The organism is Achromobacter spanius, from assembly GCF_003994415.1.
Taxonomy (GTDB): Bacteria; Pseudomonadota; Gammaproteobacteria; order Burkholderiales; family Burkholderiaceae_B; genus Achromobacter; species Achromobacter spanius_C.
In genome coordinates this window covers 2,874,098-2,899,938 of record NZ_CP034689.1, presented here as the reverse complement: position 1 = coordinate 2,899,938, position 25,841 = coordinate 2,874,098, and the positions used below count along the sequence as shown (strand labels likewise).

Sequence of the window (25,841 nt, the reverse complement as noted above, 5' to 3'; positions counted from 1 at the left end):
CTGTTCTCAAACTCCGCCGCGCGTTTGGACAGGTGGCGCGATATGAATGCAAAGGCACAAGCCTGGGCGGGCGACGCGCGCGGCGGCAAAGGCCACGCCGGAGCCGCCGCCGTGCAAGAGGCGCTGGCCGAATTGCTGCCCATGGAAAGCTACTTCGCGTATCCGGGCACGCCTCTGCTGCGCGCCCTGGAAGAACGCCTGGCGGACCACGACGCCATGGGCACGGCGCGCCTGATTCTTCGCATGAGCAATGCCTTGCTGTCGGGCAGCTATCGCTACCACGACAGTGAATGGACGGCGACGGATGAATCGTCCTCTGACGCGCAAGAGCACCTGCTGCCCGGCTTGGGCGGGCAAGCCGCCCGGCCGCCGTACTTTGAAGTGCTGCTGGTGTCGCCGATGTCGGCGGCGCGCTCGGCGGCGATATGCCACGAACTGCGTCACTTGCGGCGTGCCGACGACGGCCTGGTGTATGAACCGGTGCTGGTGGGCAGTTTTGAAGACGCCATCCTGGCCACGATATTGAACGGAAAAATCGAGGCCGTCGTGATCTATGACGGCATTTCCATGTCGTCGGCGCACGATGTGCCGCTGCTGAAGCATTTCCTGGACGTCTACCGGCGCCTGGATACCTCCCAGGCGCCGGCCGGGATAGGCGTCAGGCTGGCGCGCATCATCGCCAACATCAGGCCAGAGCTGGATATCTACATGCTGACGGACCGCAAGGTTGAACAGCTGGCGGGCGACCCCGCGGCCTCGTCGATCCGCCGCCTGTTCTACGAGGCCGAGGAACCCATCGAAGTACACCTGAGCATTCTGGAAGGCGTGCGCGAGCGCCAGACAACCCCATACTTCGACAACCTGAAGCACTACGCACTAAGGCCGATCAGCACCTTCCACGCGCTTCCGATTGCACGCGGAAAGTCCATCATCAAGTCGAACTGGGTGCGGGACTTTGGGGAGTTCTACGGCCTGAACCTGTTCCTGGCCGAGACGTCCGCCACGACGGGGGGGCTGGACAGCATGCTGGAACCCACGGGCAACATCAAGACCGCCCAAGAGAAGTTCGCGCGCGCGGTGGGTGCGGATCATGTGTTCTTCGTGACCAACGGAACGTCGACGTCGAACAAGATGGTTTACCAGGCGGTGACCAAACCGGGCGACATCGTCATCGTCGACCGCAACTGCCATAAGTCACATCACTATGGAATGGTGCTGTCCGGGGCGCAGCCCCTGTACGTGGAAGCCTATCCCATGACCGAATACTCGATGTACGGGGCCGTGCCGCTACGCACCATCAAACAGGCACTGCTGGGCTTGAAGGCCGAAGGCAGGCTGGACAAGGTCGCCATGGTGACGTTGACCAACTGCACGTTTGACGGGCACATCTACAACACCCGCCAGGTAATGATGGAATGCCTGGCCATCAAGCCAGACCTGATCTTTCTTTGGGATGAAGCGTGGTTCGGCTTTGCGCGTTGGTCGCCCTTCCTGCGCCCGCGCACCGCCATGGGCGCGGCGGCCGCACTGGAACAGTGGCGTGATGACCCTGCTGCCCTGCAAGCCTGGGAGGAACAGGCCCAGGAACTGGGAGAAGATCTGGACCCGAAGGACGCGCGCTTGCTGGACCGGCAGTTGGTGCCGAATCCCAAGACCATGCGCGTGCGGGTGTACGAAACCGATTCCGTGCATAAATCCATGTCCAGCCTGCGCCAGGGGTCGCTCGTGGCCGTGCGCGACGAAGATTACGAACACCACATTTCGGCGTTTCACGAAGCCGTGTTCATCCATGCGTCCACATCGCCCAATGCGCAGATCATCGCGTCGCTGGATGTCGCGCGCCGGCAGATGGAGCTTGAGGGATACGAACTGGTCATGCGCGCCATCGAGGTTGCGCTGGCCATTCGCCGTGAAATCGCCAAGCACCCGATCATCTCGAAGTACTTCAGCGTGCTGGGCGCCAACAAGATGATTCCGGACGAGTTCCGCCCTTCAGGATTCTCGGATTACCTGGCGCCCGGGATGAACTGGCTGACGGCGGTGCAAGCCCTGAAGAATGATGAATTCTGCCTGGACCCCACCCGCATGACGCTGGTGTGCGGCACGGCGGGGTACGACGGCACCGCCTTCAAGAACCTGTTGGCGTCCACCTACAACATCCAGCTGAACAAGACCTCGCGCAACAGCGTGCTGCTGCAAAGCAATATCAACAACACGCGCAGCGACGTCGCGGCGCTGATCAAGGTGCTGCTTGAAATTTCCGGGTCGATCGAAGCCAGGCTCAAGGAAGGGGGTGAAGCCGAGCAAGCGGCGTTCGCGGCGAAAGTGCGTAGCCTGATGGAAGACGTTCCCAACTTGCCCAACTTCAGTCGCTTTCACGACGGGTACCGCGACAATTCATCCAGCGCCACCTCCGAAGGGGACATACGCACTGCCTTCTTCGCGGCCTATAACGAAGACGAATGCGAGTACATCCCGCTGTCGGCGGCAGCGCTGGATGACCGCCTGGCCAACGGCCCTGAGCTGGTGTCGGCGAACTTCGTGATTCCGTACCCGCCCGGGTTTCCCATCATGGTGCCCGGCCAGATCATCGACGCCGACACCATCGAATTCATGCGCAAGCTGGATGTGAAAGAGATCCATGGCTATAACGCCGCACGGGGCATCAAGCTGATCAAGCCGGCGGCCATCAAGCCTCGACCGGCAAGCGGTCAATAACGGCCGTCAGCGCAAGCGCCGGGTGCATGGGATTCGCTCGCGGATCAACGCTCGGCGCCGGGGTTCGACGCGGCGGGCGTCGGGGGAGTCGCAGGCGTGGCGGGCGTCCCAGCAGTCGCCGGAGCCGTATACCACCGCTCCGGCGCCACCACCTTCGGTTGGTCGGGGTCGCCTTCGTAGGCCGGCGTCATGATCTGCACGCCGTATTCGTTGAAGACATCCAGGATGTGGCGGTGCAGTTCGGCATAGGTCTTGGCGATTCGTTGCGTGTCGCGGATATAAACGTTCAATTCATAAGTCACCGCGAAGTCGCCCAGCTTGGTCAGCAGCACGAATGGTCCCGGCTCGGTGAGAACGCCCGCCGTCCGCTGCCCCGCCGTGCACAACATCGCTTCCACCTGCCGCCATGGGGTTTGATAACCGATACCGACAGAGGTATGCAGAATCAACCCTTTGGTGCTGGCCAGGGAACTGTAGTTGGTGACGTCGCTATTCAGGATCTGAGAATTCGGAATCGTGATTTCCTCATTCTTGTTCGTTCGAAGATGGGTCACTTGCAGGCGAACGGCAACGACCTCACCAATCACCTCCCCCACCTTGACGCGGTCACCCACCTTGAAGACCCTGCGATACGTCATCAGATACCCGGCGATGAAATTCGAAATCGCGGTTGACGATCCTAGCGACACCACCAGGCCGATGAAGATGGAAATGCCTTTGAAGGCCGGCGTTTCGGAGCCGGGAATGTAGGGGTACGCCACGATAAAGGCGAATGCCAGAATCAACACCCGCACCAGCTTGTAAGTCGGAAGCGCCCATTCCGCCTCGAACTGGGTAAATGCCACGCGGCGCTGGTCCACCGCCTCGAAGAATTTCCTGACTCGCCGCAGGACGAACCGTGCCAGGTAATAGATGAGGACAAGAATGACCAGATCGGGAATCACGGCCGCCAGGGATTTACCCAACCTTTCGCCGGCGCCCGCGGCCAGATCGAACAGGTCATTCGAGATAGCGCGAGTCCAGGGAAACAGCGCCAGCACGTATTGCAGGTAGGCATACACGGATACGACGATGGTCACCGCGCCAACCGCCAGCACCAGGCCATGCATCGCTTTCCAGATGGTATCCATACGCAGGATTTCAAACGACTGGATGTCGACCGAACGGACTCGGCTCTTCAACAGCTTGGACACCGCCTTGTCCAGCCACCGGTTGAGCATCAGCAGAATGGCAATTCCCAGCGCCAGCAAGACGGTGGCCCCGGCGCTATACAGCCCCGCCTTCAGCAGCGTGTCGGGTTTGCGCGCCTGCCGGAAATCGTCAATGGCGCGTTGAATACGCAACAGGTGCAGCGCCGCAAGACTGTCGCGCGTGGTCTGCTCAAGTTGAGCATCCGCGTCGGTGACGAGCATCAAGGGGTTCCCGCCTGCCCTGATTACCGTGCCGTTCTCTATGACCTCGGTTCGCAGGTCGCCGCTGGGAAACGTGGCCTGGGCCGCCACGCTCTCGATTCTTTCCCTGATGGTCTCGGCGCGCTTCTCAGCTGGAAAAGAGGACAGCCCGCGCACCTTGAACAGCACTTGGCCATCGATCTCTACCGGGGCGGTTTCAAGCGTTACTTCAAGAGAAGAGGACGCTCCCGGACGCCCATCATCCGTCGCCGCGCGAAGCGGAGTCATCATCATCAACAACAGCAGCGCGGCAAGGATGGAGACTTGAATGGTTCTAGTCATGGTGTCCTCTCTTGCCGATATCGCTGTATTCGTCCGCCCGTAAGCGACGATTCTCTTGGCGGGCACGATCGCCCGCCGGCTGATTCAAGCAGTTTGATCTTAGCGCTATCGACGCGCAAAAACAGTTAATAATGCGGGTCCTCGAAACCAAAATAGAGAGACCCTGCGATATGAGTCAGCACACACCCGGCCTATGGCACCGACTGCGGCGCCCGTTGTTCGCCCTGCTCTTGGGCATGCTGCCTTTCTGGCTATTTCTGGGCACCACCCAGCAGGCCTCGGTGAACGGCATCAAGGTGCAAGATTCCAGCTTCAATATCCTGGGTTTGGTCCTGGCCATCGCCGGTCTGGTCATGGCGGTAAAAATGCTGAAGAACGACGGCTCGTATGGCGAGCCGTCGCGGTGGTGGGCACGCTCCGTGCTGTGCGTTGCGGCGGCTTTGCTGTGCGTGTTCCAGATTGGCCAATCCGCGGGTCTCTACAACGTCAATGTCGGCCAGTCGATCCAGGAGTTGCAAGCCAGGCTCTTCGGCCCGAGCGAACCGCGTCCGCAATCACTGGCAAACGAGCTAGACAAGGAAATGCGCGCGCGCACCGAACAGCGCGCGGCGACCGTCAGCCAGGTACTGCTGCAAGACGACATCACCACGTCACTGGCCCGCATTCACGCAAATGGCACGCTGTACAACCTGTATGCCGAAAAGTGCAACAACCCAGGCAAGCGCTTTGTGCTGGACGAGATCCCGGCACTGCTGAACGAACAAGACAAGACGTACATCGCCAACGCCCAGAAGTTGGCGGCGCGAAATGCGTCGGATCGCTTTGATTGCCAAGGCGCGCAGATGCGCGACTTCATGACGAACTGGCTGGCTGGCGACGTGCTGCGCGACCGTGCCAACCTGGCCGTGCAAACCGCCGCCTACCGCGAGCGCTTCGGCGACAAGCCCGCCGGCGCGGGCGACGATGCGCTCACCACGAACGGACTGGGCGTGTGGCTGGGCGACACGATTGCCCAGGTGCAGACCGCCTTCGGCACCACCCGCATGCCCGAGCCAGCAGGCAAGTCCGGCAAGACCAAGCTTGACTTTCCCGAGCGCGGCATTGAACTGATGTTCAGCTTCGCCGGCCAGGTCGATTCCATTACCGTGCGCGCACCGTTCAAGGGCAGCATCGTGGGCCTGAAGGTGGGCGACAGCCGCCGCACCGTCAACCGCCTGCTGGGCGAAAGCTGGATAGACGTGCGCCTGCCCTACGACAACGCGGCGGCCGACTACGACATCCAGTTTCGCAAGAAAACACCGGGCACCCTGTCGCAATGGCTGGACCGCCGCAACGGCAACCCGCAAACGGTGCTGCTGCTGCAAGGCGCCAGCTATGCCAGCCAGGTGGATGAGATCAAGCTGATCACGCCGCGTAGGCCGGGATAAGTCGGGGGCAACTACGGGTGATTTCGGGGTAACTCCGGGGGCGCGGCAACCCGCGTCACCGTGATGCCGCGATGACTGCATTGATCAGATTTTTATATTCCGCGAGCGCTTTTTTATGTAGGCTACGAAACTGTATTGATTAGCAGATGCCCCTTCTCCATCACTCGAAACAATTAGTTTCGTCATATTGCCATTGCGTTTTCCTCTGCCAGGGGCTGCTGATTTCCACTCCGTAGTTGCGTGACTTTATTGCCCGATAGAACCTCGTTTACGACGCTGGCCCAGCCCGTCAATGTATGGAGAAATCGTCAACATGAAGCCCACTCGCGGTACGAACGCCCCCTGGTCAAACTCCCCTCATGTCGGCAGCCCGCTCAAGCGCGGCCGCTTGGCGTCCGCCACCTTGGCGGCACTATTTTTTGCCACCGCAAGTTCGGCCTGGGCGCAACAGGCGCCCAAACCTGCCGAAGACGCCACCAAGCAGGCAAATGCCGCGCTGCTGAAAGAGCTGCCATTTTCAGACAAGACGTCTTTCGAACTTGCGCATAAGGGTTTCATCGCCCCACTGCCCGCTGCCATGATCAAGGGCGAGCAAGGCAATCTGGTATGGGACCCCACCAAATACAACTTCATTAAAGAAGGCTCGGACGCCCCGGACACCGTCAACCCCAGTCTGTGGCGGCAATCGCAGCTTTTGAATATCTCAGGCCTGTTCCAAGTCACGGATGGCATTTACCAGGTTCGCAATCTGGATCTGTCCAATATGACGATCGTGGAAGGCAAGGAAGGCCTGACGATCATGGACCCGCTGATTTCTACCGAAACCGCCAAGGCGGCGCTGGATCTTTATTATCAGCATCGGCCAAAGAAGCCGGTGGTGGCGGTCATCTACACCCATAGCCATGTGGATCACTACGGCGGAGTGCGCGGCGTGGTGGACGAGGCGGACGTCAAGGCCGGCAAGGTCAAGATCTATGCGCCCCTGGGCTTTCTTGAACACGCCGTGGCTGAAAACGTCATGGCGGGTACGGCAATGAGCCGGCGCGCCAGCTACATGTACGGAAACCTGCTGCCGCCCAGCCCGACGGGCCAGGTAGGCGCGGGCCTGGGCACCACCACGTCCGCCGGGACCGTCACCTTGATCGCGCCGACGGACATCATTGAAAAGACCGGTGAAACGCGCACCATCGACGGCCTGACGTATCAGTTCCTGTACGCGCCGGGCAGCGAAGCCCCCGCCGAAATGCTGTACTACATCAAGGAAAAGAAGGCGCTGAATACGGCGGAGGACTCCACCCATACGCTGCACAACACGTATTCCCTGCGCGGCGCCAAGATTCGCGACCCGCTGGCGTGGTCTAAGTATTTGAACGAAGCCCTGGCGCTGTGGGGTGATGATGTGGAAGTCATGTACGCCATGCATCACTGGCCGGTGTGGGGCAAGAAGGCGGTCCAGGAACAGATCGGCATGCAGCGCGACATGTACCGGTACATCAACGACGAGACGTTGCGGCTGGCCAACATGGGCTACAACAAAGAGGAGATTGCCGAGCAGGTAAAGCTGCCGAAGAGCATCGCCGACAAGTTCTCGAACCGGGGCTATTACGGGTCTTTGAACCACAACGTGCGCGCCACGTATGTGCTTTATCTGGGCTGGTTCAATGGCAACCCCGCTACCCTGCATACGCTGCCTATCGAACAAGGCGCAAAGCGCTACGTCGACATGATGGGCGGAACCGACGCCTTGCTGAAGAAGGCGCGCGAGTATTACGCCAAGGGGGATTACCGCTGGGTAGCCGAAGTGGTCAATTACGCGGTCTTTGCCGACCCGAAGAACCAGGCCGCGCGCGACCTTCAGGCCGACGCGCTGGAGCAGATGGGCTATCAGGCCGAAAGCGGTCCGTGGCGCAATTTCTATCTGACAGGCGCCAAGGAGCTTCGTGAAGGCGTGAAGAAGCTGCCCGTGCCCGACACCGCCAGCCCCGACACAGTGCGCGCCATGACGCTGGACATGCTCTTCGACTATTTCGCCGTCCGATTGAATCGCGAGAAAGCCGCCGGCAAGCACGTCGTCCTGAATGTGGACTTCACCGACACCAAGCAGCAATACACGCTTGAAATGGTGAATAGCGTGCTCAACCACACCGAGGGCAAGCCGGCGAAAGAGCCTAGCGCCAGCGTATCGCTCACGCGAAACACCTTGAACGACATCATGTTGAAGCAGACGACCTTGAAGGACGCCATGGCCAAGGGCGACGTCAAGATCACCGGCGATCAGTCAAAGCTGAACGACGTGTTCGGCTCGTTGGATGACTTTGAATTCTGGTTCAACATCGTCACGCCGTAGCAAGGGCATTTGGCGTGAACGGGGCCGACGTGAAGAAGCGTCGGCCTCGCAGTCCCTCCCCCGGATTGCGGTCAGTTGCTGTTGACCCAGTCCTTCGTGTCCTGGATGAACCAGGGCAGGTTCAACCTTTCGCCTTCGCCAGACTGTATGGTCAAGCGTTGGCCTGACGAGCCTGGGGTGCCGGGGTTGCTGCTCTGGCCTTGCGCCGAGGAAGGCGGCCGGCTTTGATAGTCCATATCGGTCGACTGGGGTTGACTGCCCGCGCAGGCGGCAATCGATGCGCACGCGGCCGTGGCAAGCGCCAGGCGCAGTGCTAAACGAGTTATCTTCATGAATTCAGTTTCCGCTGATGGCACAGGCCCACATGCCGGACAAGCCAGGCCTTGATTCCGTAACCTTACTCGCAATGCGGGACGGCTTGATAGTATTCACCCTGCCCCCGACTCAAGATCAGATCCATGCAGCCCCTCATTTTCGAAGGCCTGGTTATCCGAGAGTTCCTTGATGACGACGCCGAAGCGTTCGCGAACGCCGCGCGCGAATCCGTCGATACCGTAGGCAGGTGGATGCCGTGGTGTACGTCTACGTTTTCCGAGCAGAATGCGCTGGACTGGTTTGAGCTGTGCCGTAGCGGCCGCAGTTCCCAGGCTGGCTACGAATTCGGCGTGTTCGCCCAAGCGTCAGGCAAGCTGATGGGCGGCGTGGGCCTGAATTCGATCAATCATCAACATCTGTTTTGCAATCTTGGCTACTGGGTACGACAGTCCGCGCAACGACGCGGGGTGGCGTTGCGCACGGTGCAGGCGATGCTGCCCTATGCCTTCAACACCTTGGGCATGCAACGCGTTGAGATCGTCATTGCCGAAGGCAACACGGCAAGCGAGGCGCTGGCTAGGAAAATCGGCGCGCAATTTGAAGGCAAGGCCAGGAACCGGCTCCAGTTGCATGGGCGGCCGGTGTCGGCGGCAATGTTCTCGCTTGTGCCCTAGCCCGCAACAGCGGGTTTTTCCGGGCGTCAGGCTACCGCCTGCGCATCCAGCAGGTGCGCCTGAAAGGCCGCCACGCTGCGGTTACGGGGTTCAACACGGCTGACCAACCCCAAGGGCGGCAGCGATTCGGCAAGCGTGCAGTCCAGCCGCACCAGTGTGCCGGCGTCCAGCCCTTCGCGCACGAAACTCAAGGGGCCCATCATCAAGGCCTGGCTGGCGCCCAGGTAATGCACCATGGTTGCAAATGACCGCGTACTAAGCGGCTGCTGGGCGGGCAGTTCGCCGCATGCGGCAAACAAGGCTTCGAACGCGCGATAGGTCTGGCTGTCCAGCGGCGGACTGGCCCAGGGAAAGCGCAGCAGGTCGGCGGCTTGCAGATTGCGGCGCCCTACCAGCGGATGCCCGGGGCCTGAAGCCACCACGCAGACGTCGGCCAGCAAGGCCTGGAACTGAGAATCCGGCGCCAGTTGCGCGGGTTCGCGCGTGACCAGGAAGTCCAGCTCGCCGTCCGCATAGCGCCCCAGCAGCACGGGCAGCGCATCTTCAAACAATTCCAACCGCACCTGCGGCTGGCTGGCAAAGAACGCCGGCAGCGCCGGGTTGATCACGCCCGTGACGCCGGCGGTGATTGCGCCCACGCGCACCGTACCGTCAAAGCCCGCCCCCGCCGCCGCCAATGATTCGGCGCAGCCCGTCAGGCTGTTCATGACGTTGCGCAGCAAGGGCAGCAAATCCCGGCAGGCAAAGGTGGGCCGCATGCCGCGCGCATGCCGTTCGAACAAGCGGGCTTCAAGCACGCGCTCTACCTCCAGCACCATTTTGGTGGCGGCCGACTGGCTCAGGCCGATCTGCGCCGCCGCGTGCTGCACGCTACCCAGTTCCGCCACCAGCACGATCAACTGCAAATGCCGCAAGCGCGTGCGCGCGAGCAGGCGGTTCAACAGGGTTGCGGCCGACGAGGGGCTGCTTGGGATGGCGGTGGACATGGGCTTATCTATTCCAAAACGGCATATCTATGCCTGATATTTCACTGTTCAAGTATAGCTATTCAGGGCGCAATAGCAGCCTGACACCAACAACACAAGGGGTTCCACATGCTGCATTTCCTTCGTCGTGCGCGCACGCGCGCGGTGCTGTCCGCCGCGCTGGTATTGGGTACTACGACCGCGCCCGTTCAGGCGCAAACCTGGCCCGACAGGCCGGTGACCATCGTCATCCCCTTCCCGGCGGGCGGGTCGATCGACGCCGTGATGCGGGCAATTTCGCCGCAACTGAGCGAACGGCTGGGCCAGACGGTCGTCATCGAGAACGTGGGCGGCGCCAGCGGTGCAATCGGGGCTGGCCGCGTGGCGCAGGCCAAGGCGGACGGCACGACGCTGCTGGCCGGCAGCATCAACGACGTGGTTTTGCAGCCGATGCTGAACCCCAACCTGCGTTACGGCACCGACAATTTCGAACCGGTTTCCCTGGTGTTCACCTCGCCGCTGATTCTGGTGGCGCGCAAGGACTTGCCGCAATCGAATATCGATGACGTGGTGCAGGCGCTGCGCACCAACCCCGAAAGCCTGAGCTACGGCAGCCCGGGCCAAGGCACGTTCCAGCAGGTGGTGGTCGAAGACCTGCAACGGCGCACTGACACGAAAATGCTGCACGTGCCCTACAAGGGCGCGGCGCCGCTGGTCAACGACCTGCTGGGCGGCCAGATCGACATGGCGGTGATGGCCCCGCCCACCGCGCTGCCGCACTTGCAGCAAGGCCGCATCAAGTCCTTGGGCGTCATCAGCCGTGAGCGTCTGGCGGCCTACCCCGACCTGGCCACCATCAATGAAAGCAAAAGCGTGCAAGGCATGGAGATGGTGGGTTGGGTGGGCGTGCTGGCGCCCAAGGGCGTGCCGCCCGAGCGCCTGCAACGGGTGCGCGAGGCGCTGGCCGCCGTGCTGGACAAGCCCGAGGTGCGCGAGCGCGTGCTGTCCATGGGCATGGTGTCGGCAACCGCCTACGACAAGGCCAGCTTCGACGCCCGCATCCGTGACGACCTTACCGCCCTGCGCGCCTTGAACCTGCCGACGCAGCCCTGAGGCCAGGCCGTTGGAGCAAGCCGGTTGCGGCAAGCCCCCTGAATCCCTAAGGACCCGAATGAACCCGCATCGCGACATTCAAGACATTCTGAAAACAATCAGCGCCACCCCCGCGTTTCGCGACATCCGCCGTGATCTGCACGCGCATCCGGAAATCGGCTTTGAAGAACATCGCACCGCCTCGTTGGTGGCGCGCGAGCTGACAGCCTGGGGTTGGCAGGTGACGACGGGCATCGGCGGCACCGGCGTGGTCGGCACGCTGACACGCGGCACGGGTTCCCGTCACATTGGCCTGCGCGCCGACATGGACGCGTTGGCCATGCCCGAAGCCAATGCCTTCGCGCACAAGTCGCAACACGACAACCGCATGCACGCCTGCGGCCACGACGGCCACACCGCCATCCTGCTTGCCACCGCCTGGTACTTGGCGCACCACGCCGATTTCGACGGCACCATCCACTGCATCTTCCAGCCCGCCGAGGAAGGCGGCCAGGCGGGTGCGCGCGCCATGATCGAAGACGGCCTGTTCCAGCGCTTTCCCTGCGATGCCGTCTTCGCGTTGCATAACTGGCCCGACCTGCCCGTGGGCAGCCTGGGCGTGCGCGCTGGGCCGTTCATGGGGTCCAGCAACCGCTTTCGCATCGACATCGCCGGCAAGGGCGCCCACGCCTCGCAGCCCGAGCTGAGCGTCGACCCGCTAGTCTGCGCGGGCCACATCCTTCTGGCGCTGCAAACCGTCATCTCGCGCAATCGCGCGCCCGACGAACCGGCGGTGTTGTCCGTCACGCAGATCCACGGCGGCGACGCGGTCAACGTCATCCCGCAGCAGGCGTGGTTGGGCGGCACGGTGCGGACCCACCGCGACGACACACTGGACATGATCGAACGGCGCATCGGTGAAATTACAGACGGCGCCGCCACCACCTTCGGCTGCACGGCAACGCTAACGTTCGAACGCTGCTACCCGTCGCTGGTGAACGACGAGGAACAGACGCGCTTTGCGGTGGACGTCATGCGCGAAGTGGCCGGCGCGGACCGCGTGTCGGACAACATGGCCCGGCTGATGGGGTCCGAGGATTTCTCGTTCATGCTGGCCGAAAGGCCGGGCTGTTATGTGCTGCTGGGCAACGGCGCCGGTGCGCATCGGGAGCCAGGGCACGGCCCCGGGCCTTGCCGCTTGCACAACCCGTCGTATGACTTCAACGACGACGCCATCCCCCTGGGCGCGGCGTATTTCGTGCGGCTGGCGCAGCGGTTCCTGGCGCGGGACGAAGGCTGAAGCGGTCAACGCGGTAACGGTGGGGGCTGCGCAAGACGCCGCTCACCGGCCGCGCTTATCCCCAATTCCTGAACAACGAAAGGCATCTTCGTGCAGATATTGTTATGTTATAACGTTTTGAATTAGAATCCCTGCCGAGTTGGAGCGGCCCTTTCCCGTAGCCCTTCCCTTTACCGCCCCATGCACTCGCGCGATGAAAACAGACACCTCACTCTCTACCCAGAACAAGCTGCCCGTCACTGTCCTGTCCGGCTTTCTCGGCGCCGGAAAAACCACGCTGCTGAACCATATCCTCAACAATCGTGAAGGTCGGCGCGTGGCCGTGATCGTCAACGATATGTCCGAGGTCAACATCGACGCCGCGCTGGTGCGCGAAGGCGGTGCGGCGCTCTCGCGCACCGACGAGAAGCTGGTCGAAATGAGCAACGGCTGCATCTGCTGCACCTTGCGCGAAGACCTGTTGATAGAAGTCGAGCGCTTGGCTCGCGACGGGCGTTTCGACCACCTGGTCATCGAATCCACCGGCATTTCCGAGCCACTGCCGGTTGCCGAGACCTTCACCTTTGAAGGCGAAGATGGCCGCAGCCTGAGCGAAGTGGTCCGCCTGGACACGATGGTGACCGTGGTGGACGCCTTCAACTTCCTGCGTGACTACAGCTCGCAAGACAGCCTGCAAAAACGCGGCGAGTCGCTGGGCGAAGACGACGAGCGCACGGTGGTCGACCTGCTGATCGAGCAGGTTGAGTTCTGCGACGTCATCGTGCTGAACAAGGTCGATCTGGTTTCGGCTGACGAGCGCGAGCGCCTGATGGCGATCTTGCGCACCCTGAACCCACGCGCCCGCATTGAAGTTGCCGAGTTCGGCAAGCTGCCACTGGACCGGGTGCTGGAGACGGGGCTGTTCGACTTTGCGCAAGCGTCCGAAGCGCCAGGCTGGCTGCGCGAGCTACGCGGCCAGCACACCCCCGAGACGGAAGAATATGGCATCCGCAGCTTTGTCTATCAGGCGCGGCGGCCCTTGCATCCCGAGCGCTTCTTGGCCTGTGTCGAAAGCGAATGGCCGGGGGTTGTGCGTTCCAAGGGTTACTTCTGGTTGGCCAGCCACCCTGAAATGGCGGGTTCCTGGTCGCAGGCTGGCGCCGTCGCCCGCCACGGCGCGGCCGGCTATTGGTGGGCGGCGATGCCGCCCGAACAGTGGCCGGATGATCCCGAGGCAGCCGCCATGATCCGGCAAAAATGGGCGGACGGCGTGGGCGATGCGCGCCAGGAAATCGTGCTGATCGGTATCGACATGGATGAGCCGGCGCTACGCGCCAAGCTCAATGCCTGTCTGCTGACCGACGACGAAATGGCCCTGGGCCCGCTGGTGTGGAAGACCTGGAAAAACCCCTTTCAGAACTGGCCTTGAGCCTGCAACCCGCAAATACTTCATCGAATGCCGTGATCAAGGACGCGACACTGCGTCCTCAAAGGCCAGCCTTGCCTTTGCTCAATGCAGGATGCGCTCAAGAAATGCGCGCGTGCGTTCATGCCGAGGCCGGTCGAAGAAAGCGTCCGGCGCGGCCGACTCCAGGATGCGGCCACCATCCATGAACACGACCCGGTCGGCCACGCTGCGCGCAAAACCCATTTCGTGCGTGACGCACAGCATGGTCATGCCGTCGTCGGCCAGCGCAGTCATGGTGTCGAGCACCTCTTTGACCATTTCCGGATCCAGGGCGGACGTGGGCTCGTCAAACAGCATGATGCGGGGCTGCATGCACAACGAGCGCGCGATGGCCGCGCGCTGTTGTTGGCCGCCGGACAACTGGCCGGGATACTTGTCCGCCTGGTCCAGGATTCGCACCCGCGCCAGGTATTGCAGCGCCAGTTCGGCGGCCTGCGCGCGCGCCATGCGCTTGACGTGCATGGGCGCCAGGATGCAGTTTTCCAGCACGGTCAGATGCGGAAACAGATTGAAGTGCTGGAACACCATGCCTGCATCCGCCCGCACCTCGTCAATGGCGCGCAGGTCGTCGGCCAGCGCCACGCCGTTGACCACGATGCTGCCTTCCTGATGGCGTTCCAGCCGATTAATGCAGCGGATCATCGTGGACTTGCCCGAGCCCGATGGCCCGCAGATCACCAGGCGTTCACCAGCGGCCACTTGCAGGTCTATGTCATGCAGCACCTGAAAATCGCCATACCATTTGCTCATGCCGGCAATGCTCACTGCCATCGGCGCAGCCGCGCCGCCTTGTTGTTGGTTCAACGCAGTTCCCCTTTTTTGAAGCGATGCTCCAGCCACATCGAATAGCGCGACAGGCCGAAGCAGATGCAGAAATAAATGCCCGCGATAAAGAGATAGGTCTCTACATAGGGCGTGGGCCAGGCCGGATCCGTCAAGGCGGCACGCCCCGAACTGAGCAGGTCGAACAAGCCCACGATCAGCACCAGGCTGGTGTTCTTGATCATCACGATGGCGGTATTGGTAAGCGGCGCAATCACCTTGCGCATGGCCTGCGGCAACACCACCAGCCGCGTCATCTGCCACCACGACAGGCCCAGCGCGCGCGAGGCTTCCATCTGCCCCGCGGGTAGCGACTGCAAGCCGCCACGGATCACCTCGGCCAGATAGGCGGCCGAGAAAATCGTCAGCGCAATGCCGGCGCGCAGCAGGCTGTCGATGGTCATGCCGGCCGGCAGCATGATGGGCAGCACGATGGACGCCATGAACAACAGGCTGATCAACGGCAGGCCACGGATCAGTTCGATGACGCATGTGGCGATGAAGCGCGCCATCGGCAGCGACCCGCGCCGCGCCAATGCCAGCAGGATGCCCAGCGGCATGCCCAACCCCAGCGCGCACACCGCCAGCAGCAGCGTCACGGGCAGGCCGCCCCACGACGCGGTGGGCACTTGGGTCAGCCCCGCCCAACCGCCCAGCATCAGCGCCAACGCGCCGGCCATCCCCGCCAGCCACAGCCCGACCGTGCGCAGCCGCCATTGGCGCGGGTCGAGCGACACGACCACCATGGCCAGAATGGCCACGCACACCACGGCTGGCCGCCATTGCTCGGCGCGCGGATAAATGCCGAACAGAATCTGATTCAGCTTTTCGGCCAGGAACGCCCAGCACGCCCCGCTGGCCTGCCGGCACATGGCGCCGGGTTCGCCCGGCCACACGGCGTTCAACAGCGACCAATCAATGAACCGCCCCATGGCATAGAGCGCCAGGCCCAATGCCAACACGGTGGCGATACTGCTGGGAATATTGCCAAACAGGCGCTGGGCCACGCCCGCCCGGCGATCCACCGGCGCGGGCCGGGACGGCATATCTGTAGAGATCACGGTCGTATTCATTTGCGTTCTGTCCGCAGGATGCGCCGGTTGTAGAGATTCATGCAGAGCGACACGCTCAGGCTGATGCACAGATACACGCCCATCAGAATCGCCAGCCCTTCGATGGCCTGCCCGGTCTGGTTGATGGTGGTGGTGATCACGAACGACAGGTCCGGATATCCCACCGCCAGCGCCAGCGTGGTGTTCTTCACGATAGACAGGTACTGGCTGGTCATGGGCGGCACGATCACGCGCAGCGATTGCGGCACGATCACGTGGCGCAGCGTGGTCCAGGGGCGCAGCCCAAGCGACTGCGCCGCCTCCCATTGCCCTTGCGCGACGGCCTCGATTCCGCCACGGATGATCTCGCCCGAAAAGGCCGCCGAATACAACGTCAGGCCGACCAGCAGCGCGGTGAATTCGGGAGTCAGCGCGGTGCCGCCGACGAAGTTCAGCCCGCGTAGTTGCGGCGCGGTGCTGCTCAAGGTCAGGCCGCCACACTGCCAGGCCGCCACACTAGCCAGCGCCGTCACGACGAGCAGGATGCGGCCCAGCGGCAGGGCCGGACGCTGCTTGCGCAGCGGGCGCAAGCCCCACCACGCCAGCAGCGCCGCCAACAGCACGCACAACAACGGCAGCCAATCGCCCTGCGACTGCACGCTGGGAAAGAACAGGCCACGAATCGACAGGAATACGCCGGGCATCGGGTTGAGCGCTTGCCGCGGCGAGGGCAGATTGATGGTGACCAGGCTATACCAGAACAGCAGTTGCACCACCAACGGCGTGTTGCGCGTGATTTCCAGATAGAGCGTGGCGATGCCATGCACCAGCGGATGCCGGCTGCGGCGCGCCAGCGCCAGCAGGAACCCCAGCACCGTCGAGGCCACGATCACCAGCGCCGAGATATACAGCGTGTTGACCAGCCCGACGACAAACGCGCGCCCATAACTGTCGGTGGGCCGGTAAGCCAGCAGGCTTTCCGACACCGGGAAGCGCGCCGCATCCCCCAGATACCCAAAACCGGTGGTGATGCCGCGCTGGGTCAGGTTGGCGTGCGCGTTCCACACCAGCCAAGACAGCGTGCCGAAGAAGACGCAGGCAATGAGCACCTGCGCCAGCACGGACCGCGCGCGCGCGTCGTACCAAAGTCGCTTAAACATGAATCAGCCCCGCCCGGCACTCGGGTCAGTTGAAAACGTAGGGGTACATCAGACCGCCATCGCGATACAGCCGGTTCAGGCCGCGCTCAAGCTTCAACGGGCTGTTCTTGCCGACGTTGCGTTCGAACATCTCGCCGTAGTTGCCCTGCGCCTTGACGATGTTGTAGGCCCAGCGTTCGTCCAGCCCCAGCGCCTTGCCGTTGCCCGGTTCTACGCCCAGGAAGCGGGCAATGCGCGGATCGCCCGACTTGAGCATGTCGTCCACGTTGGCCTGCGTGATGCCCATGTCTTCGGCCGCGATCGGCACCTGGACCACGAACTTGACGATGTCGAACCAGCGGTCATCGCCATGGCGCACCGCGGGTGTCAGGGCCTCGCTGTTGCCGCTGGCCGGAAAGATGACGTAGTCGTCCGGGTTCTGCGCCTGCGTGGCGCGCACCGCCGCCAGCGCCGACGAGTCCGTGATCAAGCCATCGCAGCGGCCCGTGAAAAAGGCCTGACGCGAAGCGGCCACGTTGTCGAACAACACGGTCTTCAGGCCCAGCTTGAATTTGCGCGACAGGTCGGCCACCGTCACTTCGTTGGTCGATCCGGTCTGCACGCAGATGGTGGCGCCCTGCATGTCCTTGGTGTGCGTGATACCCAGGTCCTTGCGCACCATGAAGGCGTCGTACTCGTAGTAATTGGGATAGGTGAAGTTGATGCCGTTGGCATCGCGCCGCAAGGTCCACGAGGTGGTGCGCGGCAGCACGTCGATCTGGCCCGTCTGCAATGCGGTCAGACGCTGCTGGCCGGTCAACGGCACGAAGCGCACCTTGGTGCCGTCACCCAGCACGGCAATCGCGATGGCGCGGCAGGTTTCCACGTCCAGCCCCTTCCAGTTGCCGTCTTTGTCTGGCGCCGAAAAGCCGGTGGTGCCGTGGCCCGATCCGCAGATCACATAGCCACGGGCGCGGATCTGGTCCACGGTCGGGCTGTTGCTGGGCGCGGAGACCACCGGCGAGGCGGCGGGTGTGGCGGTGGGTGTGGCGGGCGTGGCATTTTGCGCGCCGGCCAGGGCGGGCAGCATGGCGGCGGCGCCCAGGATGAGCGCGCGCGACAGGGTACGGATACGGTACATGGCAATTCCCCTTGCAATGTGTTGGCGGGCCATGAAGCTCTTGTTGGCGGCTGGCCCAGGATGAATATCAGCGTGCCTGGCGGGCGTAGGCGTCAAGCGCCCGGCGCAGGTCTTCCTTCAGGATGTCGACTCCCTCAAGCCCGATCGACAGGCGCACCACCGGCTGATCCGTGGCCGGATGCACGCGGCCGGCCTGCAATGGCGCCGGGTAGTACGCGGCCAGGCTGTGCACCCCGCCCCAGCTCGCGCCAATGGCGAAGTGTTCAAGCGTGTCGAAGAAACCGTTGAATGCCTGCTCGGGCGCCGGCTTCAGGATCAACGAGAACAGGCAGCCGTTAGTGCGGAAATCACGCCGCCACAGGGCATGGCCGGCGTCGCCTTCAAGCGGCGGATACAACAGGCGTTCAACCTGCGGTTGCGCCTGCAGCCACTGCGCGATTTCCAGCGTGGCGGCGCTTTGCGCGCGCACGCGCAGGTCCAGCGTTTCCAGGCCGCGCAGCACCAGAAAGCAATCTTCCGGGCTGACCTGCTGGCCCAGAATGCTCTGCGTCTCGCGCAGCACGGCGTAGTGGTCGGCATCATTCAGGCTGATGCTGCCCATCAGTACATCGGAATGGCCGCTGAAGAACTTGGTGGCGGCCTCCACGCTGAAATCCACGCCATGCGCCAAGGGCTGGAACCCCAGCGGGCTGGCCCAGGTGTTGTCCATCATGGTCAGCACGCCATGGCGGCGCGCCACCTCGGCAATCGCCGGAATGTCGGCCATTTCCATCGTGACGGTGCCGGGCGCTTCCATGCAGATCATGCGGGTGGTGGGCCGGATCAGCGCCTCGATCTCGGCGCCAATGGCGGGCTGGTAGAGCTCGACTTCCACGCCCATGTGGGCCAGCCACTTCTCGGCAAAGGTCTTGAGCGCGCCATAGCAGGCCGCAGACACCAGCAGGTGATCGCCGCCGCGCACGAATCCCATCACCACGGTCATCAGCGCGGACGCCCCCGAGGGGGTGATCACGCAGTGGCGGGCGCCTTCGAGCGCCGCGATGCGCTGCTCCAGGAGCCGCGCCGTCGGCGTGCCGGTAATGCCATAGCTATAGCCGTCGGGCTGGCGCTGCTTGCGGTTGACGAAGTCGGCGAGCGAGCCGAACACCACCGTGGAGGCGCGTTGGACAGCCGGCGACAGGCTGGCGAAATCAGTATTCGAGGGGCTTTTGGTGTTCATTTAAACTATTTTCGGCACGTAGGAGAGATCTCGATGACACGCAGTCTGGACGCTCAGACCAATTCCCTCAACAATTGAACTGACTTAGTCGATAAGCAGGACTTATATATGGATATGCGTGAAATCCAGGTTTTCCGCGCCGTCATGCAGGCAGGTACGACCAGCAAGGCCGCCAACCTGCTGGGGGTGTCGCAACCCGCCATCAGCCAGTCCATCCGCAAACTTGAAGACAGCTCGGGGCTGCGCCTGTTTGAACGGGTGCGCGGCCGGCTGGTCGCCACGCCCGAGGCCGGCGCGCTGATGGAAGAGGTAGATCGCTGCTTCGCCGGTTTCGAGTTGATCGAACACCGCATCCGCAGCCTTAAATCGTTTGGCGTGGGCCGGCTGGCGATTGGTTCGTTGCCCGCTTTGGGCACCGGCTTCATGCCACGCGCCATCGCTGCCTTCGGCCTGGCCGACCGCCGCCTGCAGATGTCGTTTCAGATCATGAGTTCGCGCGAAGTGCTGCGCCAGGTGGCGGCGGGCCAGCTCGACTTCGGGCTGATGGCCGACGAGCTCTCGGTGCTGGGCCTTGAACACTCGGAATTCCTGCGCACACCGGGCGTGATCGCCATGCACAACCGCCATCCGCTGGCGCGCAAGAAAGTGATCGACCCGCAAGACCTCGTTGAACACCCTTTCATTGCGCTCAACCCGGAAGACGCCAGCCGACGACGCCTGGAAGCCGCGATGCAGGCGGTGGGCCTGAATCTGCGGCCCATGTTGGAAACGCCCTATTCCAACTCGGTCTGCGAGTTCGCGCTCAATGGCGTGGGCATCGGCATGGTGCATCCCATCATGGCGTTGGATTATCTGTCGCGCGGGCTCACGATCAAGCGCGTGTCGTTGGAAATCAGCTTTACCAGCCTGCTGGTGTTCCGCTCGGGCATGCCCATGTCGGGCAACGCCCGCGAGTTGCTGAAGGTGATGCGCATCCAACTGCAAAACGATCTGAAGAAGATGCAGGCGGCCTTGGGCTAAACAGACGGCGCGACCGCAATCGCGATCTTTCCCTGAAGGCCATTGTTGGGCGCCTCAAGCCGGGCATGGGCCTGCGCAATATCTGCCAGCGGATAAGCGGCGCCCACATGCGGCCGCAACTGGCCGCGCTCGATCAACGCGCTCAGCTCATCAAGCTTGCCGCGGTTTTGCCGGGTGAAGACGAAGTGATAGCTGGCGTTCTTGCCCCAGGCTTGCAACAGGTTCTGCGGTTGCGCGATGTCCACGATCGAGACCACGCGGCCCAGTTGTGCAAGCACATCGGCGCTGCGCGACAAGGTGTCGCCGCCGATGGTGTCGAATACCACGTCGACTCCACGGCCCCCGGTTTCCCGCAGGATGGCGTCGACATAATCTTCCTTTGCGTAGTCGATGACGACATCGGCGCCCATGCGTCGCGCAAACTCGAAGTTGGCTTCGCGCGCCGTCGTGTACACCTTTGCGCCGATGGCCTTGGCAAGCTGGATCGCCACATGGCCGACCCCGCCCGCGCCGCCGTGTATCAAGATGCTTTCGCCGACTCTCAAGCCCGCGCGCACAACCAGCGCTTCCCACGCCGTTCCGCCAACCAGCGTAAGGCTTGCCGCTTCCAGGTGGCTTAGCGACGGCGGCTTCTTGCCGACTATGCTTTCGGCGGCAACGTGGTATTCGGCATAGCTTCCTTGTCCGTCGAATATCTGCGGCGTGTACCAGACCTCGTCCCCGGACACGAATGCCGTCACGCCCGGCCCCACGGCTTCAACCACGCCGGATACGTCGTGCCCGGTAATGGCCGGCAGTGGCACCAGGTCGGGATAGTCGCCTCGCCGGACCTGGTAATCCAAGGGATTGATGGACGTGGCGTGGACGCGCACCAGAACTTGCCCCGCCTGCGGCACTGGCTTGGGCAGTTCTTGCAGCGCGAACGATTCCGGGCCACCAAATGCGTTCAGTACGACAGCTTTCATTGCATCACCTCTTATCGATAAAGTGGGATATCGGGATATTCCGATATCTAGGAGTAAAAAAATTACAGGTCTTTCCCGATGATCTCGGCAAGAGCCTGGATGTTTGCTTCATTGCGTTTGTAATACGTCCACGGACCAATGCGCGTGGCGTCGACCAAGCCTGCGCGTTGCAACGTGGCCAGGTAATCAGACACCGTTGACTGCGACAGCCCGACGCCCTCTTGAATGCTGCTGACGCAGACGCCTACCGTATGAACATCGCCTTCGTCCTGGGGCGGGAAGCTGTTCACCGGGTCCTTCAACCCTTTCAGGATTTCCAGGCGCGTACGGTTTGAGAGGGCTTTGAAGATGTCGAGTAATTCCATGGCGTGATGATATCTGGATTTCCCGATATGTCAATACGATGATTGCGGATGTTGTGGGGTTGGTCGCCCGTTATCATGGCCGCCCAATAAGGAGAAACGATGGAAGACAAATCGTACCGGGCGCGCATGGTCGCCGAACTGATGGTCAAGAACTTGGCGCGCAGCCGGCAATTCTGGATCGACCTGTGCGGCTTCGAAGTGGTCTATCAGCGCGAAGAGGAAGGCTTTGTCTTCCTGGATCGGGACGGCGCGCAATTCATGCTGGAAGAGGTGCGCGGCGACGACGGCTGGATCACCGCGCCGCTGGAAGCCCCCTTGGGCCGTGGCGTGAACTTCGAGATCAAGGTGAAGTCCATCGACGCGCTGCACAAGCGCCTGGTGGATGCGGACTGGCCGCTATACCGGCAGATGCAGGAACGCTGGTATCGAAGCGACGACGTCGAGATCGGCGTGCGGCAATTCCTGGTGCAGGATCCCGATGGCTATCTGTTGCGATTTTCTGAATGGATTGGCGACCGCCCCGCGTGACGGGGGCGATCGGGCAACGGCGTAACGCGCTGCCTCACACCTAAGCAAACCGCTTCAACAACACCGCAGCGGCTTCCAGGGACGACGCCGGGTTCTGGCCGGTGATCAGCAGGCCGTCGCTGACGACATACGAGCCCCAGTCCGGACCCTTCGAGTACACCCCGCCCTTCGCCTTGAGTTCGTCTTCCACCAGAAACGGCACCACATCGGTGAGGCCGACGCCGTCTTCCTCGGTGTTCGTGAAGCCGGTCACCTGCTTGCCGGCGACCAGCGGCTTGCCGTCGGCTGCCTTCACGTGGCGCAGCACGCCCGGCGCGTGGCAGACCAGCGCGACCGGCTTGCCGGCTTCGATAAATGATTCGATCAAGGAGATGGAATTGCCGTCTTCGGCAAGATCCCACAGCGGGCCATGACCGCCCGGGTAAAACACGGTGTCGAAGTCGGCTTGCGAGACGCTGTCCAGGCGCACGGTGTTGGCCAGTTGCTCGTTGGCCGCCGGGTCAGCTTCGAAGCGGTGGGTGAATTCGGTCTGAAACGAGGGTTCGTTGCTCTTGGGGTCCAGCGGCGGCTGCCCGCCTTGGGGCGAGGCCAGCACGATGTCGGCGCCGGCGTCCTTGAACGTGTAGTAAGGGGCGGCCAACTCTTCGAGCCAGAAGCCGGTTTTGCGGCCGGTATTGCCAAGCTGATCATGCGAGGTCAGAACGATGAGGACTTTCATGGTGATGCTCCTGTCTAGGAATGAACTTTAAATATTAGACCGGTCGTCTAGATTCCGGTGGATAAAAAAGCACTTCTGCCTGAAGTGCTATATAGGCTTGCTACATAGGCTTGCTTCACAAACCTGCTTCGTAAATCTGCGCGTCCTTAGCGAGCAAGATGCAAAACCTGTGTTGTCGTGCTCAAGGCGTTTTCAAAGGGCTGCGTGTTGCGCACGATCTTGACCATCACGCTCGCCCCCAACCAAAGTTGGTACAGGCTTTGCGCGGCGGCTGTTGAATCGCCCTCTACCGATAAAGAGCCCTCTTCCACGCCCGCCGCAATCGCGCTGGCCAGACGTTCGATGATTGCCGACGTGCCGCGTTTCAGGGCGGCGCGCATCGCGTCGGAAAGGTCTGCGACCTCGGCACCCAACTTCACCGCCAGGCACTTGCCCTGGCAGTCCTCGAAGGACTGGTTGTCTTTCCAGGCCAGGAAATAGTTGCCGAGCTGCTGCGCTTTGGTCTGATCCGCTTGGCCGAATATACGGTCCATGTCGGCCAGGTAATCCTGGAAGTAGTTCTCCAGCAAGGCCTCGCCAAACGCTTCTTTCGATCCAAAGTAGTGATAGAACGACCCCTTCGGCACCCCTGCGGACGTCAGCACTTCATTCAAACCCACCGCCGAAAACCCTTTGCCGCCCATGATCCGTTGGCCCGTGGCCAGGATCTTGTCGCGGACGTCGGTAGCTTGGGAGGTGGTGGCTGAGTTCATGGGTTCGCACTTTACATTCGATTAGACCGGTCGTCTACAAATATTTGCGCAAGTGTTTTTCAACGACCGACTATCCACCAGCCAGAAGCAAGGACCGAAGACGCAGACGGATTCGCGTCTTATGGCCCCTGCCCTGACCCTCCCACTACTGCGCCGCCGCAACCGGCTGCGGCGACTGCGCTGCCTGCGTTGGCGTTACGCGCCAGATGGTGTTCGACAGATCATCCGCAACAATCAGCGCGCCCTTCGGATCCACCGTCACGCCTACCGGGCGGCCGCGTGTGGTGCCATCGCTATCGCGGAACCCGGCGACGAAATCGACGGGGTCGCCAGACGGCCGGCCGTCCTGAAACGGCACGAAGACCACTTTGTAGCCGACCGGATCGCTGCGGTTCCAGCTACCGTGTTCCCCGACAAACACCCCGTTGGCGAACTTGGCGCCCATCGCCTCGTTCGAGAAATCCACGCCCAGCGCCGCCACGTGCGAGCCCAGGCTGTAGGTTTGATGGCCGCGGCGACCTTTTCCGGATCCTGCGGCCGCACGCGCTCGTCCACGTTTTGCCCCCAGTAGCTGTAGGGCCAGCCATAGAAGGCGCCTTCCTGAACAGAAGTCAGATAGTCGGGAACCAGGTTGGGGCCGATCTCATCGCGTTCGTTCACCACCGCCCACAATTGGTCGGTGCCGGGCTGGATGGTCAGCGCGGTCGGGTTGCGCAAGCCGGTGGCATACGACTTGTGTTCACCGGTTTCGGCGTTGATCCGCCAAATGCGGGCGCGGTCGACTTCCGCCGTCATGCCGCGTTCGGTGATGTTGCTGTTGGACCCGATGCCCACGTACAGGTACTGGCCATCGGCGCTGGCAGTCATGGCCTTGGTCCAGTGGTGGTTGATTGCCGATGGCAGGGGCGTCACGGTTTCGGGGGGGCCGCTGGCCTTGGTCTGCCCTGGCTGGTAGTCGAATCGCACCACGGCGTCCTGGTTGGCGACGTACAGATTGTTGTCCACCAAGGCCAGGCCGTAGGGTGCGTTCAGGTTCTCGGCGAACGTTGATACTTCATAGGTGCCGTCGCCGTCGGCATCGCGCAGCAAGGTCAGGCGGTCTCCGCCCTTGACCGAGCTGGTGCCTTGGGCCTTGATGATGCCGGCGATCACGTCTTTGGGTTTCAGGCTTGGGGCATTGCCGCCCTTGCCCTCGGCCACCAGAATGTCGCCGTTGGGCAGTATCAAAGTCTGCCGTGGGATTTTCAAATCGGTGGCGATGGCGGTGATCGTATAACCGTCAGGCACGGTCGGCGTCTTGTCTCCCCAAGGGGCGGGCTCTGCAATGACCATATTGGGCAGCAGCCCCCTCTCGGGCTTGGGCAGTTCAGGGTTGGGGCCTACCTGCGACGGTCCGGCCTGGCCGACACATACGCCCATCATGGCGGACAAGGGGATAGCGGCAAGCCAGTTGGCGGTTTTGGTTTTCATGCGCGTGTATTTCATACGGCTCCCCTGATGTGCGGAGTGCGAAAGCCCAGCCATACCGCCACAAAGGCCAGCACCACAACGATGACCGACAAGACCAGGCCGGCAGGCATGCTTGCCCAGGCGTCGCGGGCATGAATCAGCGCATTCACAACGCCCACGACCCACGTCGCCAGCAAGACCACGACGTACGGAATAATTCCCCGAGCGCGCTGCGTGGGCCGGAACACATCGATAACGGCAAAGAGCAGCGCGATGGCGCCGAACACCAAACCGCCCACCAGAAACCACGAGGCGAAATTGTTCCACTGGATGTCAAAAGACTTCGCATAGGCAGCGTCCGCCAAGGCTGCGCCAAGAAACCAGGGCAGCATCCCCGCCAGAAATACCGCATGGACCGGATGCACGGTCAGGGCATACCGATGTTCAATGATTGGGTTCAATTGGATTGCCTCCTGGGTAACGGACTGGAAAGCACGCTTGTCAAAACGCAGCAAATGCCGTTCCCGTGGCGCGCGGTGGCGGGCAAAGGGCGAGTCAATGGATGAAATGCCGTAAATTCTTGCCCTGTGGGCAGGGTTTACCGGCCTGCCCTTTCTGCCCTGCACGCCCTGCATACCCCCACAACCACTCAA

22 protein-coding genes and 1 pseudogene are annotated in these 25,841 nt (G+C 62.3%); 9 read left to right on the top strand and 14 right to left on the bottom strand.

Features of this window, described 5'->3' with window-relative positions; all coding sequences use genetic code 11:
* Positions 1 to 42: 42 nt before the first annotated feature.
* Positions 43 to 2,718, top strand: coding sequence for a beta-eliminating lyase-related protein (locus ELS24_RS13420; RefSeq protein WP_232312013.1), 2,676 nt, complete (start codon positions 43 to 45; stop codon positions 2,716 to 2,718).
* A 44-nt stretch (positions 2,719 to 2,762) separates the two neighbouring features.
* Here ELS24_RS13420 and ELS24_RS13415 read toward each other — a convergent pair whose 3' ends face one another.
* Positions 2,763 to 4,517: a mechanosensitive ion channel family protein gene (locus tag ELS24_RS13415; protein ID WP_232312014.1), complete on the bottom strand. Its 1,755-nt coding sequence runs from the start codon at positions 4,515 to 4,517 to the stop codon at positions 2,763 to 2,765.
* A 104-nt stretch (positions 4,518 to 4,621) separates the two neighbouring features.
* Between ELS24_RS13415 and ELS24_RS13410 the strand changes: the two genes are divergently transcribed.
* Positions 4,622 to 5,878 (top strand): hypothetical protein, encoded by a 1,257-nt coding sequence (locus ELS24_RS13410; RefSeq protein WP_127184381.1) that lies wholly within the window; start codon positions 4,622 to 4,624, stop codon positions 5,876 to 5,878.
* 313 nt (positions 5,879 to 6,191) lie between these two features.
* The gene (locus ELS24_RS13405; RefSeq protein WP_050446463.1) at positions 6,192 to 8,225 is read left to right on the top strand and encodes an alkyl/aryl-sulfatase; all 2,034 of its coding nucleotides are present in this window, start codon (positions 6,192 to 6,194) and stop codon (positions 8,223 to 8,225) included.
* 71 nt (positions 8,226 to 8,296) lie between these two features.
* Here the strand turns inward: ELS24_RS13405 and ELS24_RS13400 are convergent, their stop codons facing one another.
* Positions 8,297 to 8,557, bottom strand: a complete 261-nt coding sequence (locus tag ELS24_RS13400) for a hypothetical protein (RefSeq protein WP_127184380.1) — start codon at positions 8,555 to 8,557, stop codon at positions 8,297 to 8,299.
* A 126-nt stretch (positions 8,558 to 8,683) separates the two neighbouring features.
* Between ELS24_RS13400 and ELS24_RS13395 the strand changes: the two genes are divergently transcribed.
* The gene (locus tag ELS24_RS13395) at positions 8,684 to 9,214 is read left to right on the top strand and encodes a GNAT family N-acetyltransferase (RefSeq protein WP_127184379.1); all 531 of its coding nucleotides are present in this window, start codon (positions 8,684 to 8,686) and stop codon (positions 9,212 to 9,214) included.
* Between the two features lie 26 nt (positions 9,215 to 9,240).
* Here the strand turns inward: ELS24_RS13395 and ELS24_RS13390 are convergent, their stop codons facing one another.
* Positions 9,241 to 10,200: a LysR family transcriptional regulator gene (locus ELS24_RS13390; RefSeq protein WP_050446466.1), complete on the bottom strand. Its 960-nt coding sequence runs from the start codon at positions 10,198 to 10,200 to the stop codon at positions 9,241 to 9,243.
* Positions 10,201 to 10,308: 108 nt separating this feature from the next.
* Here ELS24_RS13390 and ELS24_RS13385 point away from each other — a divergent pair, with 108 nt between their 5' ends.
* The 3 genes from ELS24_RS13385 to zigA all read left to right on the top strand — a co-directional run bounded on the left by ELS24_RS13385 (position 10,309) and on the right by zigA (position 13,979).
* Entirely contained in the window at positions 10,309 to 11,292 is a 984-nt protein-coding gene (locus tag ELS24_RS13385; protein ID WP_050446467.1) for a Bug family tripartite tricarboxylate transporter substrate binding protein, read from the top strand.
* A gap of 58 nt (positions 11,293 to 11,350) precedes the next feature.
* On the top strand, positions 11,351 to 12,571 hold the full coding sequence (locus ELS24_RS13380; protein ID WP_127184378.1) for a M20 aminoacylase family protein: 1,221 nt from the start codon (positions 11,351 to 11,353) through the stop codon (positions 12,569 to 12,571).
* Between the two features lie 193 nt (positions 12,572 to 12,764).
* Positions 12,765 to 13,979: a zinc metallochaperone GTPase ZigA gene (gene zigA, locus ELS24_RS13375; protein WP_127184377.1), complete on the top strand. Its 1,215-nt coding sequence runs from the start codon at positions 12,765 to 12,767 to the stop codon at positions 13,977 to 13,979.
* 81 nt (positions 13,980 to 14,060) lie between these two features.
* Here zigA and ELS24_RS13370 read toward each other — a convergent pair whose 3' ends face one another.
* The 5 genes from ELS24_RS13370 to metC all read right to left on the bottom strand — a co-directional run bounded on the left by ELS24_RS13370 (position 14,061) and on the right by metC (position 19,391).
* Positions 14,061 to 14,768, bottom strand: a complete 708-nt coding sequence (locus ELS24_RS13370) for an amino acid ABC transporter ATP-binding protein (protein ID WP_269747731.1) — start codon at positions 14,766 to 14,768, stop codon at positions 14,061 to 14,063.
* A 50-nt stretch (positions 14,769 to 14,818) separates the two neighbouring features.
* Entirely contained in the window at positions 14,819 to 15,913 is a 1,095-nt protein-coding gene (locus tag ELS24_RS13365) for an amino acid ABC transporter permease (protein ID WP_164741248.1), read from the bottom strand.
* Entirely contained in the window at positions 15,910 to 17,052 is a 1,143-nt protein-coding gene (locus ELS24_RS13360) for an amino acid ABC transporter permease (protein ID WP_127184376.1), read from the bottom strand. The genes ELS24_RS13365 and ELS24_RS13360 overlap by 4 nt, the downstream gene beginning before the upstream one ends.
* 25 nt (positions 17,053 to 17,077) lie before the next feature.
* Complete coding sequence (locus ELS24_RS13355; protein ID WP_198158159.1) at positions 17,078 to 18,172, bottom strand: amino acid ABC transporter substrate-binding protein; 1,095 nt, start codon at positions 18,170 to 18,172, stop codon at positions 17,078 to 17,080.
* A gap of 67 nt (positions 18,173 to 18,239) precedes the next feature.
* Entirely contained in the window at positions 18,240 to 19,391 is a 1,152-nt protein-coding gene (gene metC, locus ELS24_RS13350) for a cystathionine beta-lyase (RefSeq protein ID WP_127184375.1), read from the bottom strand.
* Between the two features lie 108 nt (positions 19,392 to 19,499).
* On the opposite strand from metC, the gene ELS24_RS13345 reads away from it, so the two are divergent.
* On the top strand, positions 19,500 to 20,411 hold the full coding sequence (locus ELS24_RS13345) for a LysR substrate-binding domain-containing protein (protein ID WP_127184374.1): 912 nt from the start codon (positions 19,500 to 19,502) through the stop codon (positions 20,409 to 20,411).
* Here the strand turns inward: ELS24_RS13345 and ELS24_RS13340 are convergent.
* Together ELS24_RS13340 and ELS24_RS13335 are read right to left on the bottom strand one after the other, a co-directional pair.
* Complete coding sequence (locus tag ELS24_RS13340) at positions 20,408 to 21,376, bottom strand: zinc-dependent alcohol dehydrogenase family protein (RefSeq protein WP_127184373.1); 969 nt, start codon at positions 21,374 to 21,376, stop codon at positions 20,408 to 20,410. The genes ELS24_RS13345 and ELS24_RS13340 overlap by 4 nt on opposite strands.
* 62 nt (positions 21,377 to 21,438) lie before the next feature.
* Positions 21,439 to 21,741, bottom strand: a complete 303-nt coding sequence (locus tag ELS24_RS13335; protein ID WP_050446475.1) for an ArsR/SmtB family transcription factor — start codon at positions 21,739 to 21,741, stop codon at positions 21,439 to 21,441.
* Positions 21,742 to 21,840: 99 nt separating this feature from the next.
* Between ELS24_RS13335 and ELS24_RS13330 the strand changes: the two genes are divergently transcribed.
* Complete coding sequence (locus ELS24_RS13330; RefSeq protein ID WP_050446476.1) at positions 21,841 to 22,269, top strand: bleomycin resistance protein; 429 nt, start codon at positions 21,841 to 21,843, stop codon at positions 22,267 to 22,269.
* Positions 22,270 to 22,309: 40 nt separating this feature from the next.
* On the opposite strand, the gene ELS24_RS13325 is transcribed toward ELS24_RS13330, so the two are convergent.
* The 4 genes and pseudogenes from ELS24_RS13325 to ELS24_RS13310 form a co-directional block, all read right to left on the bottom strand.
* Complete coding sequence (locus tag ELS24_RS13325) at positions 22,310 to 22,987, bottom strand: type 1 glutamine amidotransferase domain-containing protein (protein ID WP_127184372.1); 678 nt, start codon at positions 22,985 to 22,987, stop codon at positions 22,310 to 22,312.
* A 146-nt stretch (positions 22,988 to 23,133) separates the two neighbouring features.
* On the bottom strand, positions 23,134 to 23,739 hold the full coding sequence (locus tag ELS24_RS13320) for a TetR/AcrR family transcriptional regulator (protein WP_127184371.1): 606 nt from the start codon (positions 23,737 to 23,739) through the stop codon (positions 23,134 to 23,136).
* A gap of 145 nt (positions 23,740 to 23,884) precedes the next feature.
* A pseudogene (locus ELS24_RS13315) lies at positions 23,885 to 25,161 on the bottom strand (PQQ-dependent sugar dehydrogenase).
* Positions 25,162 to 25,220: 59 nt separating this feature from the next.
* On the bottom strand, positions 25,221 to 25,823 hold the full coding sequence (locus ELS24_RS13310) for a DUF2231 domain-containing protein (RefSeq protein WP_240669501.1): 603 nt from the start codon (positions 25,821 to 25,823) through the stop codon (positions 25,221 to 25,223).
* Between the last annotated feature and the right edge of the window lie 18 nt (positions 25,824 to 25,841).

Coding starts and splice junctions, on each gene's coding strand:
- ELS24_RS13400 (WP_127184380.1), bottom strand. CDS start 8,557: ATGAAGATAACTCGTTTAGCACTGCGCCTGGCGCTTGCCACGGCCGCG.
- ELS24_RS13365 (WP_164741248.1), bottom strand. CDS start 15,913: ATGAATACGACCGTGATCTCTACAGATATGCCGTCCCGGCCCGCGCCG.
- ELS24_RS13345 (WP_127184374.1), top strand. CDS start 19,500: ATGGATATGCGTGAAATCCAGGTTTTCCGCGCCGTCATGCAGGCAGGT.
- ELS24_RS13355 (WP_198158159.1), bottom strand. CDS start 18,172: ATGTACCGTATCCGTACCCTGTCGCGCGCGCTCATCCTGGGCGCCGCC.
- ELS24_RS13410 (WP_127184381.1), top strand. CDS start 4,622: ATGAGTCAGCACACACCCGGCCTATGGCACCGACTGCGGCGCCCGTTG.
- ELS24_RS13360 (WP_127184376.1), bottom strand. CDS start 17,052: ATGTTTAAGCGACTTTGGTACGACGCGCGCGCGCGGTCCGTGCTGGCG.
- metC (WP_127184375.1), bottom strand. CDS start 19,391: ATGAACACCAAAAGCCCCTCGAATACTGATTTCGCCAGCCTGTCGCCG.
- ELS24_RS13325 (WP_127184372.1), bottom strand. CDS start 22,987: ATGAAAGTCCTCATCGTTCTGACCTCGCATGATCAGCTTGGCAATACC.
- ELS24_RS13380 (WP_127184378.1), top strand. CDS start 11,351: ATGAACCCGCATCGCGACATTCAAGACATTCTGAAAACAATCAGCGCC.
- ELS24_RS13390 (WP_050446466.1), bottom strand. CDS start 10,200: ATGTCCACCGCCATCCCAAGCAGCCCCTCGTCGGCCGCAACCCTGTTG.
- ELS24_RS13310 (WP_240669501.1), bottom strand. CDS start 25,823: ATGCAGGGCGTGCAGGGCAGAAAGGGCAGGCCGGTAAACCCTGCCCAC.
- ELS24_RS13320 (WP_127184371.1), bottom strand. CDS start 23,739: ATGAACTCAGCCACCACCTCCCAAGCTACCGACGTCCGCGACAAGATC.
- ELS24_RS13420 (WP_232312013.1), top strand. CDS start 43: ATGAATGCAAAGGCACAAGCCTGGGCGGGCGACGCGCGCGGCGGCAAA.
- ELS24_RS13335 (WP_050446475.1), bottom strand. CDS start 21,741: ATGGAATTACTCGACATCTTCAAAGCCCTCTCAAACCGTACGCGCCTG.
- ELS24_RS13395 (WP_127184379.1), top strand. CDS start 8,684: ATGCAGCCCCTCATTTTCGAAGGCCTGGTTATCCGAGAGTTCCTTGAT.
- ELS24_RS13385 (WP_050446467.1), top strand. CDS start 10,309: ATGCTGCATTTCCTTCGTCGTGCGCGCACGCGCGCGGTGCTGTCCGCC.
- ELS24_RS13405 (WP_050446463.1), top strand. CDS start 6,192: ATGAAGCCCACTCGCGGTACGAACGCCCCCTGGTCAAACTCCCCTCAT.
- ELS24_RS13330 (WP_050446476.1), top strand. CDS start 21,841: ATGGAAGACAAATCGTACCGGGCGCGCATGGTCGCCGAACTGATGGTC.
- ELS24_RS13340 (WP_127184373.1), bottom strand. CDS start 21,376: ATGAAAGCTGTCGTACTGAACGCATTTGGTGGCCCGGAATCGTTCGCG.
- zigA (WP_127184377.1), top strand. CDS start 12,765: ATGAAAACAGACACCTCACTCTCTACCCAGAACAAGCTGCCCGTCACT.
- ELS24_RS13370 (WP_269747731.1), bottom strand. CDS start 14,768: ATGAGCAAATGGTATGGCGATTTTCAGGTGCTGCATGACATAGACCTG.